The 13,804-nt window shown below is 68.4% G+C and carries 13 protein-coding genes and 2 tRNA genes; 7 read left to right on the top strand and 8 right to left on the bottom strand.

Translation table 11 applies throughout. The annotated features are described in order from the left end of the window. Positions 1-75 precede the first annotated feature (75 nt). The 4 genes from A5757_RS19610 to pknB all read left to right on the top strand — a co-directional run bounded on the left by A5757_RS19610 (position 76) and on the right by pknB (position 6,173). A complete protein-coding gene (locus A5757_RS19610) occupies positions 76-1,488 on the top strand; it encodes an FtsW/RodA/SpoVE family cell cycle protein (protein WP_066837467.1) in 1,413 nt (470 codons plus the stop codon). Beyond that, positions 1,485-2,960, top strand: coding sequence for a D,D-transpeptidase PbpA (gene pbpA, locus A5757_RS19615; RefSeq protein ID WP_066837470.1), 1,476 nt, complete (start codon positions 1,485-1,487; stop codon positions 2,958-2,960). Before A5757_RS19610 ends, pbpA begins: the two co-directional genes overlap by 4 nt. Before the next feature lie 67 nt (positions 2,961-3,027). Further along, positions 3,028-4,302, top strand: coding sequence for a protein kinase (locus tag A5757_RS19620; protein WP_066837473.1), 1,275 nt, complete (start codon positions 3,028-3,030; stop codon positions 4,300-4,302). Beyond that, positions 4,299-6,173, top strand: coding sequence for a Stk1 family PASTA domain-containing Ser/Thr kinase (pknB, locus tag A5757_RS19625; RefSeq protein WP_066837476.1), 1,875 nt, complete (start codon positions 4,299-4,301; stop codon positions 6,171-6,173). Before A5757_RS19620 ends, pknB begins: the two co-directional genes overlap by 4 nt. Here pknB and A5757_RS19630 read toward each other — a convergent pair. Both A5757_RS19630 and A5757_RS19635 read right to left on the bottom strand, forming a co-directional pair. After that, complete coding sequence (locus tag A5757_RS19630) at positions 6,157-6,837, bottom strand: aminodeoxychorismate/anthranilate synthase component II (RefSeq protein WP_066837479.1); 681 nt, start codon at positions 6,835-6,837, stop codon at positions 6,157-6,159. The genes pknB and A5757_RS19630 overlap by 17 nt on opposite strands. A gap of 33 nt (positions 6,838-6,870) precedes the next feature. Next, entirely contained in the window at positions 6,871-7,659 is a 789-nt protein-coding gene (locus tag A5757_RS19635; protein ID WP_369815978.1) for a DUF881 domain-containing protein, read from the bottom strand. Positions 7,660-7,697: 38 nt separating this feature from the next. Here A5757_RS19635 and crgA point away from each other — a divergent pair, with 38 nt between their 5' ends. Beyond that, positions 7,698-7,982: a cell division protein CrgA gene (gene crgA / locus A5757_RS19640; RefSeq protein WP_066837484.1), complete on the top strand. Its 285-nt coding sequence runs from the start codon at positions 7,698-7,700 to the stop codon at positions 7,980-7,982. Between the two features lie 155 nt (positions 7,983-8,137). Beyond that, positions 8,138-8,560 (top strand): PH domain-containing protein, encoded by a 423-nt coding sequence (locus A5757_RS19645; RefSeq protein WP_066837486.1) that lies wholly within the window; start codon positions 8,138-8,140, stop codon positions 8,558-8,560. A 26-nt stretch (positions 8,561-8,586) separates the two neighbouring features. On the opposite strand, the gene A5757_RS19650 is transcribed toward A5757_RS19645, so the two are convergent. Further along, positions 8,587-9,114 carry a peptidylprolyl isomerase gene (locus tag A5757_RS19650; RefSeq protein WP_066837488.1) on the bottom strand — a complete coding sequence of 176 codons (528 nt, stop codon included), beginning with the start codon at positions 9,112-9,114 and terminating at the stop codon, positions 8,587-8,589. Between the two features lie 93 nt (positions 9,115-9,207). Between A5757_RS19650 and cwsA the strand changes: the two genes are divergently transcribed. Beyond that, positions 9,208-9,618 (top strand): cell wall synthesis protein CwsA, encoded by a 411-nt coding sequence (cwsA, locus tag A5757_RS19655; protein ID WP_066837491.1) that lies wholly within the window; start codon positions 9,208-9,210, stop codon positions 9,616-9,618. Positions 9,619-9,850: 232 nt separating this feature from the next. Here the strand turns inward: cwsA and A5757_RS19660 are convergent. From A5757_RS19660 to A5757_RS23005, 5 genes are all read right to left on the bottom strand, one after another. Continuing rightward, a tRNA-Ala gene (locus tag A5757_RS19660) sits at positions 9,851-9,923 on the bottom strand. Between the two features lie 157 nt (positions 9,924-10,080). Further along, positions 10,081-10,154 (bottom strand) — tRNA-Ile (locus A5757_RS19665). Positions 10,155-10,213: 59 nt separating this feature from the next. After that, entirely contained in the window at positions 10,214-11,074 is an 861-nt protein-coding gene (locus A5757_RS19670; protein ID WP_066837494.1) for a DUF3566 domain-containing protein, read from the bottom strand. Between the two features lie 17 nt (positions 11,075-11,091). Then, positions 11,092-13,602 carry a DNA gyrase subunit A gene (gene gyrA, locus A5757_RS19675; protein WP_066837497.1) on the bottom strand — a complete coding sequence of 837 codons (2,511 nt, stop codon included), beginning with the start codon at positions 13,600-13,602 and terminating at the stop codon, positions 11,092-11,094. Between the two features lie 28 nt (positions 13,603-13,630). Next, positions 13,631-13,804 (bottom strand): hypothetical protein (locus tag A5757_RS23005; protein WP_156618571.1); only part of this gene is annotated, 174 nt, incomplete at its 5' end.

The raw sequence follows: 13,804 nt of genomic DNA on the forward strand, positions 1-13,804 counted from the left end.
GATGTGTATAAGAGAGACCGTCACCGCTCTGCCCCCGCCGCCACCACAACCGGGAACGACCTGCCGGGCGGCGTCATGACCACCCAGCCGCAGTCGCCGGTGACGGTCACCCCGCCGCTGCCCAATCGGCGCAACGCGGAGTTGCTGCTGCTCGGCTTCGCGGCGGTGATCACCATGGTCGCGCTGCTGCTGGTCGAGGCCAATCAGGAACAAGGTCTGAGCTGGGATCTCGCCCAGTACGCGGCCGGTTACGTGGGGCTGTTCGCGCTCGCGCACTTCGCGGTGCGCCGCTACGCGCCCTACGCCGACCCGCTGCTGCTGCCGGTGGTGGCGCTGCTCAACGGACTCGGCCTGGTGATGATCCACCGGCTCGACTTGGCACAGGGTGAGCTGATCGAGCGCGGCCTCGGCGGCACCGCCAATCAGCAGATGCTCTGGACGCTGGTCGGCGTCGTGGGTTTCACGCTGGTCATCGCCCTGCTCAGCGACCACCGGATGCTGTCGCGCTACAGCTACGTGTGCGGGCTGACCGGTCTGGTGCTGCTGGCCATCCCCGCCGTGCTGCCGCGGTCGATGTCCGAACAGAACGGCGCCAAGATCTGGATCGAACTGCCCGGCTTCTCCATCCAGCCCGCGGAGTTCTCCAAGATCCTGCTGCTGATCTTCTTCGCCGCCGTGCTCGTCGACAAGCGCAACCTGTTCACCAGCGCCGGCAAACACGTCCTCGGCATGGACCTGCCCCGCCCCCGCGACCTCGCTCCCCTGCTGGCGGCCTGGATCGCCTCCATCGCGGTCATGGTCTTCGAGAAGGACCTCGGCACCTCGCTGCTGCTGTTCGCGTCGTTCCTCGTGCTGCTGTACGCCGCGACGGAGCGGATCAGTTGGCTGGCAATAGGTCTCACGCTGTTCGCGATCGCCAGCGTCACCGCGTACTACCTGTTCGACCACGTCAAGGTCCGGGTGCAGACGTGGCTGGATCCTTTCGCCGACCCGGAGGGCACCGGCTACCAGATGGTGCAGGCGATGTTCAGCTTCGCCACCGGGGGCATCTTCGGCACCGGCCTCGGCAACGGCCAGCCCGGTACCGTGCCCGCGGCGTCGACGGACTTCATCATCGCCGCCGTCGGTGAGGAACTCGGCCTGGTCGGGTTCGCCGCGGTGCTGATGCTGTACACGATCCTGGTGATCCGCGGGCTGCGCACCGCGATCGCCGTACGTGACAGCTTCGGCAAGCTGCTGGCCGCCGGGCTTGCAGCGACGCTGGCGATCCAGCTGTTCATCGTCGTCGGCGGTGTCACCCGGTTGATCCCGCTCACCGGCCTGACCACGCCGTGGATGTCCTACGGTGGTTCGTCGCTGCTGGCCAACTACCTGCTGCTGGCGATCCTGCTGCGGATCTCGCACGCCGCACGCCGGCCGATCACCACCAAACCCCTGCAGCAGACCCCGATCGCCGCCGCCAGCACCGAGGTGATCGAGAAGGTATGAACACCTCACTGCGCCGCATCTCCGTCACGATCATGGTCCTGATCGTGCTGCTGCTGGGTAACGCGACCGTCACCCAGGTGTTCACCGCCGACGGGTTGCGTACCGATCCGCGCAACCAGCGGGTGCTGCTCGACGAGTACTCCCGCCAGCGCGGACAGATCACCGCGGGTGGTCAGCTGCTGGCGTATTCGGTGTCCACCAATGGCCGGTTCCGGTTCCTGCGGGTCTATCCGAACCCGATGACGTACGCGCCGGTGACGGGGTTCTACTCGCTCGGATACTCGAGCACGGGTCTCGAGCGCGCGGAGGACACCATCCTCAACGGCTCCGACGAACGGCTGTTCGGCCGCAGGCTCGCCGACTTCTTCACCGGGCGTGATCCGCGCGGTGGCAACGTCGAGACCACGATTAACCCACGGGTACAGCAGGCCGCATGGGATGCGATGGAGAAGGGCTGTGACGGCCCGTGCAAGGGTTCGGTCGTCGCGCTCGAGCCCTCGACGGGCAAGATCCTCGCGATGGTCTCGGCCCCGTCCTACGACCCCAACCTGCTGGCGACCCACGATATGAACAAGCAGACCGAGACGTGGCAGCAGCTGCGGGACGATCCGAACTCGCCTCTGGTGAACCGCGCGATCGCCGAGACCTACCCGCCCGGTTCGACGTTCAAGGTGATCACCACCGCGGCGGCCCTGCAGAAGGGTGCCACCGAGGACACCCAGCTGACCGCGGCGGCACGAGTTCCCTTGCCGGACAGCACCGCAACGCTGGAGAACTTCGGCGGCCAGAGCTGTGGCGGGGGACCGACCGCTCCGTTGCGGGAGGCGTTCGCGCGCTCCTGCAACACCGCCTTCGTCGAACTCGGCGTCGACACCGGGGCCGAAGCGCTCAAGAGCACGGCCCAGGGTTTCGGGCTCGACGAGCCGCCCGCGCCGATCCCGTTGCAGGTGGCCGAGTCGACGGTCGGCCCGATCAACGACGCGGCCGCGCTCGGGATGTCGAGCATCGGTCAGAAGGACGTGGCGGTCACACCGCTGCAGAACGCGATGGTCGCCGCCACCATCGCGAACGAAGGGGTGACGATGCGGCCCTACTTGGTCGACAGCCTCAAGGGACCCGACCTGGCAAACCTCAGTACGACGGACCCCGTCGAAGAGCGACGCGCAGTGTCTCCGCAGGTCGCAGCTACACTGACTGATTTGATGGTGGGCGCCGAGCAGATGACGCAGCAGAAGGGAGCCATCGCCGGCGTGCAGATCGCTTCGAAGACCGGTACGGCCGAACACGGCACCGATCCGCGGAACACCCCGCCGCATGCCTGGTACATCGCGTTCGCGCCGGCGCAGGCGCCGAAGGTCGCGGTGGCGGTGCTGGTCGAGAACGGTGGCAACCGGCTGTCGGCGACGGGCGGGACGGTGGCGGCGCCGATCGGGCGGGCGACGATTGCGGCGGCGCTGAGGGAGGGCTCATGAGTCCCCGAAGCCGAGCGAAGCGAGGCGAGAAGTTGGGCCTGCGAAGCCGAGCGAAGCGAGGCGAGAAATGAGTCCCCGCGTCGGTGTCACGCTGTCCGGCCGCTACCGGCTGCAGCGGCTCATCGCGACCGGCGGCATGGGCCAGGTCTGGGAAGCCGTCGACAGCAGGCTGGGCCGCCGGGTCGCGGTCAAGGTCCTCAAGGCCGAGTACTCCACCGACCCCGAATTCGTCGAACGCTTCCGCGCCGAGGCCCGCACCGTCGCGATGCTCAACCACCCCGGCATTGCCAGCGTCTACGACTACGGCGAGACCGATATGGACGGCGAGGGCCGCACCGCGTACCTGGTGATGGAGCTCGTCAACGGTGAGCCGCTGAACTCCGTGCTCAAGCGCACGGGGCGGCTGTCGCTGCGGCACGCGCTGGACATGCTCGAGCAGACCGGCCGCGCCCTACAGGTCGCGCACACCGCGGGTCTGGTGCACCGCGACGTCAAACCCGGCAACATCCTGATCACCCCGACCGGCCAGGTGAAGCTCACCGACTTCGGTATCGCCAAGGCCGTCGACGCCGCTCCGGTCACCCAGACCGGCATGGTGATGGGCACCGCGCAGTACATCGCCCCCGAGCAAGCGCTGGGCCACGACGCCACCGCCGCCAGCGATGTGTACGCCCTCGGCGTCGTCGGCTACGAGTCGGTGTCCGGGAAGCGACCGTTCACCGGCGACGGCGCGCTGACGGTCGCGATGAAGCACATCAAGGAGACGCCGCCGCCGCTGCCGGCCGATCTGCCGCCCAACGTGCGGGAACTGATCGAGATCACCCTGGTCAAGAACCCGGGGATGCGCTACCGCTCCGGCGGACCGTTCGCCGACGCCGTCGCCGCCGTCCGCGCGGGTCGTCGTCCACCGCGTCCCAACCAGGCGCCCACGCTGGGCCGCGCCGCACCCGCGGCGGTCCCGTCGGCCGCCCAGAACCGAGCCGCCCTGGCCGGTGCACCCCCGACCGCGGCGCGGGCCCGTCCGGCGACGACGGGCCACCGCACACCGCCGCCGGCCCGTCGCACGTTCTCCTCGGGGCAGCGGGCGCTGCTGTGGGCGGCCGGTGTGCTCGGCGCGTTGGCCATCGTCATCGCGATCCTGATCGTGCTCAACGCCCAGGACCGCAAGGACCAGCAGAGTCCGCCGCCCACGATCACCAATACGATCACCGAGACCACGCCGTACCAGTCACCGACCGCGATGCCGTCCTGGTTGCCCGGTTGGACCGACGACGGCGTGTTCGGTCATGGTGGGGGATCGGCTCCCTCCTTTGAACAGACACGGCCACACACACAGACATGACGACCCCACAGCACCTGTCCGACCGCTACGAGCTCGGAGAGATCCTCGGCTTCGGAGGAATGTCCGAGGTCCACCTGGCCCGCGACACGCGCCTGCACCGCGACGTCGCGATCAAGGTGCTGCGCGCAGACCTGGCCAGGGATCCGAGTTTCTATCTGCGGTTCCGCCGCGAGGCGCAGAATGCCGCCGCGCTGAACCACCCCGCGATCGTCGCGGTCTACGACACCGGCGAGGCCGAGACGCCGACCGGGCCGCTGCCGTACATCGTGATGGAGTACGTCGACGGCGTCACGCTGCGCGACATCGTCCACACCGAGGGCCCGATGCCGCCGAAGCGGGCGCTGGAGGTCATCGCCGACGCCTGTCAGGCGCTGAACTTCAGCCACCAGCACGGCACCATCCACCGCGACGTCAAACCCGCCAACATCATGATCAGCAACACCGGCGCGGTGAAGGTGATGGACTTCGGCATCGCCAAGGCGCTCGCCGACGCCAACAGCGTCACCCAGACCGCGGCCGTGATCGGCACCGCCCAGTACCTGTCGCCCGAGCAGGCGCGCGGGGAGAAGGTCGACGCCCGCTCCGACGTGTACTCGCTGGGCTGCGTGCTCTACGAGCTGCTCACCGGCGAGCCGCCGTTCGTCGGCGATTCCCCGGTGGCGGTGGCGTATCAGCACGTCCGGGAGGATCCGGTGCCGCCGTCGCAGCGGCACACGGGGATCAGCCCGGACCTCGACGCCGTCGTGCTCAAGGCGCTGGCGAAGAACCCCGACAACCGTTATCAGACCGCCGCGGAGCTGCGCGCGGATCTGGTGCGCGTGCACAGCGGCGAACCGCCCGAGGCGCCCAAGGTGCTCACCGAGGCCGAACGCACGTCGATGATGTCGGCGGCACCCGCACACGGCCGCACCGAGCCGATCGCCCACATGCCGCGGCCCGAGCCGCGCCCCATCGACCACGGCCGCGGCGGCTCGGTGGGCCGCTGGCTGATCGCGGTGGCCGTCCTGGCTGTCCTGACGGTGGCGGTGACGATCGGCATCAACTCGTTCGGCGGGGAGACCCGCGCGGTGCAGGTGCCCGATGTCACGGGGCAGGTGTCCGCAGAGGCGATCGCGCAGCTGCAGAACGCCGGCTTCGCGGTGCGCACGCAACAGGAGCCGAACTCCGACGTCCCACCCGATCACGTGATCGGCACCGCGCCCGCCGCCAACACCGAGGCGGCCGCCGGCGACGAGATCACCATCAACGTCTCGACGGGTCCTGAGCAGCGAGAAGTGCCCGACGTGAAGTCGCTGACCTATGCCGAGGCCGTACGCAAGCTCACCGACGCCGGCTTCGGTCGATTCCGACAGCAGGCGTCGCCGTCCACCCCGGAGCTCAAGGACCGGGTGATGGCGACCAACCCGCCCGCCAACCAGACCTCGGCGATCACCAACGAGATCACGATCATCGTCGGCTCCGGTCCGGAGAGCCGGGTGGTGCCGTCGGTGATCGGTCAGAGCGTGGAGTCCGCCCAGCAGATCCTGAACGCGTCCGGCTTCCGGAATTCGGTTCCGGTCGAGGTGGACAGCACCGAACCGGCCGGTCAGGTCCTGGGCAGCACACCCGCCGCGTCGGAGAACGTGCCGGTGGACACGCTGATCCAGCTGCAGGTCTCCCGCGGCAACCAGTTCGTGATGCCGGATCTGACCGGACAGTTCTGGGCCGACGCCGAACCGCGGCTGAGGGCGCTGGGGTGGACCGGTGTGCTCGACAAGGGCGGCGACGTGCAGAACAGCGGTCAGCGCACGAACGCGGTGGTGCGGCAGAGTCCGTCCGCGGGGTCCGGCGTCAACTTCGACAGCCGGATCACGCTCAACTTCGCGTCGTAACGACCAAGGGGCTGGACTGGATCGCGGTGGCGACCTCGTTCTCGAGCTGGGCGACCAGCGTCTCGTCGGGCGCCTGGCCGCAGTAGCCGAGCCAGTTGGCCAGCATCCGGTGCCCGCCCTCGGTGAGGATCGACTCGGGGTGGAACTGCACGCCGTGGATGGGCAGCTCGGTGTGCCGCACGCCCATGATGATCCCGCTGTCGGTACGGGCGGTGACCTCGAGTTCCTCGGGCACGGTGTCGGGCAGGATCGTCAGCGAGTGATACCGCGTGGCGGTGAACGGATCCGGCAGCCCGCGCAGCACGCCGGCATCGGCGTGGTGGACGACGCTGGTCTTACCGTGCAACAGCTCCGGCGCCCGGTCCACCGTCGCGCCGAACGCCACGCCGATCGCCTGATGGCCCAGGCACACGCCCAGCAGCGGGGTGTGGGCCGCCGCGCAGGCCTCGACCAGCGGGATCGACGCGCCGGCCCGTTCGGGGGTGCCCGGACCGGGGCTGAGCAGCACCCCGTCGAAGTCCGCGGCGGCCGACGTGACGTCGGCGTCGCTGCCCAGGTGCGTGTCGTCGTTGCGCCACACCGTCGCCTCGACCCCGAGCTGACCCAGGTACTGGACCAGGTTGAAGACGAAGCTGTCGTAGTTGTCGACGACGAGAATGCGCATCCGACCAGGCTAGCTGGTTGCCGCTGATGCGGATCAGTAGCCGAGGGGGCCCGCGGGCACCGCGAAGCGCATGCGGACCGGCTGGGTGTAGCCGACCACCTGCACGCTGCTCTTGACCTCTTCGGTGTAGCCCAGGCCGAAGCGCAGCACGTATTGCCGGTACAGCGTCACCAGCGGCGATGCCGCCAACGCGGCCTGCATCGCCGAGGCGTCGCCGATCGCGGTGATGACGTACGGCGGGCTGTAGGTGCGGCCGTTGAGCAGCAGGGTGTTGCCGACGCAGCGGGCCGCGGAGGTGGCGATCAGCCGCTGATCCTGCATCTGGACGGCTTCGGCGCCCGCACTCCACAGCGCGTTGAGCACCGCCTGGATGTCCTGCTGGTGCACGACGAGATCGTCGGGGGAGGCGTCGCGGGGATAGCGGCCGTCGGCGTCGCGCTGCGCGTCGTTGAGGGTGACGACGAGACCGGGCCCGGTCATCGCGTCCAGGCCCGCGTCGGCGGCCAGCTCCGCGAACCGGTCGGCGATCCCCGACAGGGCCGCATCCACGCTGGGGGAGCCGCCGTGGAAGCCGTCGACCGCAGCGGCGAGGCTGTCCCGTTCGGCGCTGAGCCGGTCGACCGACTGCTGCGTCTCCCGCACCAGATCGACCAGCCGGGGTGCGTCGCTGCGGCGGATCTCGTCGCCGCCGGACACCCCGTGGGTGGCCGCGAGCAGCAGACCCGCCGCCAGGCACACCACCGGCACACCCAGACGCCACCGGGAGGGCCGGCGGCCCGCCGGGGCTCCCTCGTCAGGTGCAACGCTAATCTGGGTGGGCATCCGCACCATCGTCGCACTGCCAGCTCGCAAAGGTAACCATGCCCAAGTCCAAGGTCCGTAAGAAGAACGACTTCACCGCCACGACGGTGAGCCGGACACCGGTCAAGGTCAAAGCAGGCCCGTCGAGTATGTGGTTCGTGGTCCTGTTCGTCAGCCTGATGCTGTTCGGACTCATCTGGCTACTCGTTTTCCAGCTCGCGGCTACCAATCCCATCGACGCCCCGGGCGCCCTGCAGTGGATGGCCGACCTCGGCCCGTGGAACTACGCCATCGCGTTTGCCTTCATGATCACCGGATTGCTGCTCACGATGCGCTGGCGCTGACGCCGAACTACGGTTCGGCGGCGGCCTCGGCCGCCGCTCGAGCTATCCGCACAGCAACGTCGCGGGGGTCCAATCACATGCGTGTAGTTCATCCCCATTGGGGATAGCACCTGTGGATAACGGCATCAGTCGCGGTAAGAGGGTGTGAATAAGCGATGCAGCAAACTCAATGGGGTCCCCATCCGGCGGGAATCGCTGGTTGTGGGGTCTTCGGCGTCCTGATGGCTATCGCCGCTGTGACCGCCGTCACAGACGCGCCTGGGCGGATCCTCACCGGGACCGCGGCGGTGGGTTTGCTCGCGTTCGCAACGATGTCGTGGCGTGCGCGACCCAAGCTGGCAATCACCGACGCGGGTCTGGTGGTGCGCGGCTGGTGGCGGACACAGACGCTGAACCGCGCGGACCTCGATCTGATCCGGATCACGGAGTTCCGCCGGCTGGGGCGCAAGATGCGGCTACTGGAGATGGAGACGACCGACGACCGGCTGATCATCTTCAGCCGTTGGGATCTGGGAACCGATCCGCTCGGCGTCCTGGACGCACTGACGGCGGCCGGCTATGCCGGCCGCCGTCAGTGAACGTCGGGGGATCTAGGGCGTCGAGATCAGGAGATCGTGACCGACTCGATGACGACCGGCTCGGTCGGGCGGTCGTTGCGGTCGGTCGCCGTCGTCGCGATCGCGTCGACGACCTTCTGCGACTCGGGGTCGACGACCTCACCGAAGATGGTGTGGCGCCGGTTGAGGTGCGGGGTCTGACCGACGGTGATGAAGAACTGCGATCCGTTGGTGCCCGGTCCGGCGTTGGCCATGGCCAGCAGGTAGGGCTTGTCGAACTGCAGTTCCGGGTGGAACTCGTCGGCGAACTGGTAGCCGGGACCACCGCGGCCGGTACCCGTGGGGTCACCGCCCTGGATCATGAAGCCGGAGATCACCCGGTGGAACACTGCGCCGTCGTAGAAGGGTCCTGACGTGCTGCCCGAGGCGTTCTCGGTCTTGTAATCCTTGGTGCCCTGGGCCAATCCGACGAAGTTGGACACCGTCTTGGGGGCATGGTTTCCGAACAGCGCGATCCTGATGTCGCCGCGATTCGTGTGGAGGGTCGCGGTCGCGGTCTGAATGGGGCTCGTCACGGGAAGTCAGTGTGCCATCCGTGATTGGGCGTCGCGCCGACGGGGGAGATGGCAGGCTGTGGTGACCCCGTCTCCGCCCCTGAAAGGTGTCGTATGAGCCTGACGTCCAGCCTCCCGCCGAATGTCCCGCTGCCGCCCCGGCAGCGCCTGGCCCGCGGCCTGAAGTACACCGCGGTCGGCCCGGTGGACGTCACCCGCGGCGTGATCGGCATCGGGATGGACTCCACGGCGACGACCGCGGCAGCGCTGCGTAAGCAGTACCGCAAGAGCCAGTTGCGCAAAGAACTCGCCGCCGCGCAGCAGACGGCCCAGGAGCTCGTCTCCAACCTCCCACAGAAGCTGCAGCCACCCCGGCCGAAGCGACGCAAGCGTCCGGTCGTGATCGCCGGGATCGCGGTCGCGGTGCTCGCTGTGGGCGGGGTGACGTTCTCGATCGTGCGGCGCTCGACGCAGCCGGAGCCGTCGCCGCTGCCGCCGAGCGTCGAGGTGACGCCGAAGCCCTAGGGGCTCTGCGGAGGCCGATGCGAGTGGGCCACTATCGACGCGGGGAGCTTGTTTTCGACGCGTCCCTGAACGGATAAGTCCCGGGAAGCCGTGGCGCAGCGTCCGGCCTGTCGACCATTCTTCGGACTCACGGGCAGACACTGGAGTGCGCGGAGGACGATCCGGATGCGGTGGCCGACCTACTGCTCGACTGGCTCGCCACCCATCCGGTGTGAGCGATGGTAGGAATTTGTGGAGCCTAGGAGATTCGAACTCCTGACATCTGCCTTGCAAAGGCAGCGCTCTACCAACTGAGCTAAGGCCCCTCGGCGGTCAGGCTGACGGCGCGTCGAGCTCGTGCCACACCTCGGGCCCGTGCCGTGACCGCCAGACGAGGATCGCCGCCGCCACCGCCGCGAGCACCACCAGCGATCGCATGGCGCCCCCTTCGTCGGGCTCGGCCGGGGTGACCAGCCTGTCCAGTGGGCCTAGGAGGACTCGAACCTCCGACCTCTTCGTTATCAGCGAAGCGCTCTAACCGCCTGAGCTATAGGCCCGTCATCGTCACAGGGACGAGCAGGGAGATTACCGTAACCGCGACTCGGTTCCCAAATCCCTAGTCACGGTCGGCGAGCGTCACCTCGACCCCGCCGACCAGGTCGGTGGTGAGGTTGTAGATGAACGCACCCGCGGTGGCCATCGCCGACAGGATCACGATGTTGACCAACCCGATCAGGGCAGCGCCACCGAAGATCGTGCCGCTGGACACCAATTCGCCGCCGCTGGCGCCGCTCGTACTGGTGAGCAGATCCCCGACGTTGCTGTTGAGCTTGTCCCACACGCCCATCCCGCCGAGCACGAGGTACAGGAACGCCACGGCGATCATCCACACGAAGAACAGCGCCACCGACAACACCAGCGACACCTTCAGCGCGCTCCACGGGTCGACCCGCCGGATCTGCATACTGGCGCGCACCGGCCCACGCGGGGGCCGACTGCTCACCTGAGTGCGTGGCGCCGGCCGGTTGGCCGGCTCGCTCGCGGGACGCTCACCGGGTTTGCGCTGCCCGGGCCGGGGGACCGGTCCCGACAGGTCCGGCAGCTCGCTGGCGTACGCCTCGGGACGAGATTCCGGCCGGGGTTCGGGTCGGGACTCCGGCCGGGGAGCCTCCACCCGCTCCGTCGTGCGCACCGGCGCCTGGGTCTCCTCGGTGGGAGCCGTCCCGCTGGTGGGGAAGCGCGTGGTGGCACGCGCCTCGGCCCCCGGCGGCCGGGTGGCGTCCGGCCGGACCTGCGTCTCCTGGGGACGGGCCGGACCCTGCGGAGGGCGCGCGCCCTGGCGTCCACGCTGCCAGGGCGGCACGTCGCCGCCCTCGGCGCCCGGACCGCTGGCCGACGGGGAACGCCCGGGGGAACCGTTCCCGCCTCCCGGGCTCTCGCCCGAGCGCGGATATCCCGGCTCGTTGGGTGCACTCACCTACGGCTCCTCACTGATCAGGGCGCTTCCGGGTCGGTGTTGACCTCGTCTGTGCCGTCGCCCGCCTCAGCGTTGCGCGCGATGGCAATCAGTGTGTCGCCCTCACCCAGGTTCATCAAGCGAACACCCTTGGTCTGCCGCCCGGCCTTGCGGACCTGACGGGCAGCGGTTCGGATGACACCGCCGCCGGAGGTGATGGCGTACAGCTCGGTGTCGTCATCGACGATCAACGCTCCGACAAGATTGCCACGTCGGCGGTCGTACTGAATCGTCAGGATGCCCTTGCCGCCACGTCCCTGCGCGGTGTACTCGTCGATCGGCGTCCGCTTCGCGTAACCGCCGGACGTCGCCACCAGCAGATAGGTGTCGGGCCGGACCACGTTGAGCGACAGCAGTTGGTCGTCGGTGTTGAAGCGCATGCCCTGCACACCGGAGGTGGCGCGGCCCATCGGCCGCAGCGCCTCGTCGGTGGCGGAGAAGCGGATCGACTGTCCGTTGGCCGAGACCAGCAGCAGATCGTCCTCCGCCGAGCACAGCACCGCGCCCACCAGTTCGTCGCCCTCGCGCAGGTTCACCGCGACGATGCCGCCGGAACGGTTCGAGTCGAACTCGACCAGCCGCGACTTCTTGACCAGCCCGTTGCGGGTGGCCAGCACCAGGTAGTCCGCATCCTCGTAGCTCTTGATCTGGATGACCTGGGCGATGCGCTCGTTGGGCTGGAAGGCCAGCAGGTTGGCCACGTGCTGACCGCGGGCGGTACGGGACGCCTCGGGCAGCTCGTAGGCCTTCGCGCGGTACACGCGGCCCTGCGTGGTGAAGAACAGGATCCAGTCGTGCGTGGAGCACACGAAGAAGTGGTTGACGATGTCGTCCTGTTTGAGGCCGGCGCCCTGGACACCCTTGCCGCCGCGCTTCTGGCTGCGGTAGAGGTCGGTCTTGGTGCGTTTGGCGTAGCCGGTCTCGGTGATGGTGACGACGACGTCCTCGCGGGCGATCAGATCCTCGTCGCTGACATCGCCGTCGGCGGGCACGATCCGGGTCCGCCGGTCGTCGCCGTACTTGTCGGCGATCTCCTTGAGCTCGTCGCGGACGATCCCGCGCTGCCGCTCCGGCTTGGCCAGGATGTCCTCGAGGTCGGCGATCTCGGCTTCGATCTTGGCGAGGTCGTCGACGATGCGCTGGCGCTCCAGTGCGGCGAGGCGCCGCAGCTGCATGTCGAGGATCGCCTGGGCCTGGATCTCGTCGACGTCGAGCAGCTCCATCAACCCGGTCCGGGCGATGTCGGCGTTGGCCGACGCCCGGATCAGCGCGATGACCTCGTCGAGCGCGTCGAGGGCCTTGACCAGACCGCGCAGGATGTGGGCCCGCTCGTTGGCCTTGCGCAACCGGTAGCGGGTCCGCCGGATGATGACGTCGAGTTGATGTTCGACGTAGTACCGGATCATCTGGTCGAGCCGCAGGGTGCGGGGTACGCCGTCGACGATCGACAGCATGTTGGCACCGAAGCTGGTCTGGAGCTGGGTGTGCTTGTAGAGGTTGTTCAGCACCACCTTGGCCACGGCGTCGCGTTTGATCTCGACGACGATGCGCAGGCCGACCCGGTCGCTGGACTGGTCCTCGATGTTGGAGATGCCGCCGAGCTTTCCGTCGCGGACCTGTTCGGCGATCGAGGTGATGAAGTTGTCGTGGTTGACCTGGTAGGGCAGCTCGGTGATGACGATGCCGGTGCGGCCGCGGCTGTCCTCCTCGATCTCGACCACGCCGCGCATCCGCACCGAGCCGCGCCCGGTCCGGTACGTGTCCTCGATGCCCTGGCTGCCGACGATCAGGCCGTGGGTGGGGAAGTCCGGGCCCTTGACCCGCTCCATGACCGCGGCGAGTGTCGATTCCTCGTCGGCCTCGAAGTTCTCCAGACACCAGTAGACGGCCTCGGCCAGCTCACGCAAGTTGTGCGGCGGGATATTGGTCGCCATTCCGACCGCGATACCGCCGGAACCATTGGCCAGCAGGTTCGGGAACCGGCTCGGCAGCACGGTCGGCTCCTGCACCCGGCCGTCGTAGTTCGGGATGAAATCGACGGTCTCCTCGTCGATCTCGCGCAGCATCTCCATCGCGAGGGGGGTGAGCCGCGCCTCGGTGTATCTCATCGCGGCCGGCGGATCGTTACCCGGCGAGCCGAAGTTGCCCTGCCCGTCGACCAACGGGTAGCGCAGCGACCACGGCTGCGCCATGCGCACCAGGGTGTCGTAGATCGACGAGTCGCCGTGCGGGTGGTAGTTGCCCATCGTCTCGGCAACGGACCGTGCGGATTTCGCGTGCCCACGGTCCGGGCGGAAACCGGAGTCGAACATCGCGTACAGCACGCGGCGGTGCACGGGTTTGAGACCGTCCCGCACCTCGGGCAGCGCACGCCCGACGATCACGCTCATCGCGTAGTCGATGTAGCTGCGCTGCATCTCCTGCTGGATATCGACCGGTTCGATCCGGTCGCCGGCCTCGTCGCCGGGGGGCAACGTCGTATCAGTCATCGGGGATTCCTAAATCGGGTATACGTCGTTAAACGTCAAGGAAGCGAACGTCTTTGGCGTTGCGGGTGATGAAGCTGCGCCGCGCTTCGACGTCCTCGCCCATCAGGATGGAGAACAGCTCGTCGGCGGCCGCGGCGTCGTCGAGGGTGATCTGGCGCAGCACCCGCACCGACGGATCCATCGTGGTCTCCCACAGCTCCTT

This window comes from Mycobacterium sp. 852013-51886_SCH5428379, assembly GCF_001665575.1.
GTDB lineage: Bacteria > Actinomycetota > Actinomycetes > Mycobacteriales > Mycobacteriaceae > Mycobacterium.

Bases quoted from the DNA above. Each gene is read 5' to 3' on its own strand.
- A5757_RS19610 (WP_066837467.1), top strand. From the start codon at position 76: ATGACCACCCAGCCGCAGTCGCCGGTGACGGTCACCCCGCCGCTGCCC.
- pbpA (WP_066837470.1), top strand. From the start codon at position 1,485: ATGAACACCTCACTGCGCCGCATCTCCGTCACGATCATGGTCCTGATC.
- A5757_RS19620 (WP_066837473.1), top strand. From the start codon at position 3,028: ATGAGTCCCCGCGTCGGTGTCACGCTGTCCGGCCGCTACCGGCTGCAG.
- pknB (WP_066837476.1), top strand. From the start codon at position 4,299: ATGACGACCCCACAGCACCTGTCCGACCGCTACGAGCTCGGAGAGATC.
- A5757_RS19630 (WP_066837479.1), bottom strand. From the start codon at position 6,837: ATGCGCATTCTCGTCGTCGACAACTACGACAGCTTCGTCTTCAACCTG.
- A5757_RS19635 (WP_369815978.1), bottom strand. From the start codon at position 7,659: ATGCCCACCCAGATTAGCGTTGCACCTGACGAGGGAGCCCCGGCGGGC.
- crgA (WP_066837484.1), top strand. From the start codon at position 7,698: ATGCCCAAGTCCAAGGTCCGTAAGAAGAACGACTTCACCGCCACGACG.
- A5757_RS19645 (WP_066837486.1), top strand. From the start codon at position 8,138: ATGCAGCAAACTCAATGGGGTCCCCATCCGGCGGGAATCGCTGGTTGT.
- cwsA (WP_066837491.1), top strand. From the start codon at position 9,208: ATGAGCCTGACGTCCAGCCTCCCGCCGAATGTCCCGCTGCCGCCCCGG.
- gyrA (WP_066837497.1), bottom strand. From the start codon at position 13,602: ATGACTGATACGACGTTGCCCCCCGGCGACGAGGCCGGCGACCGGATC.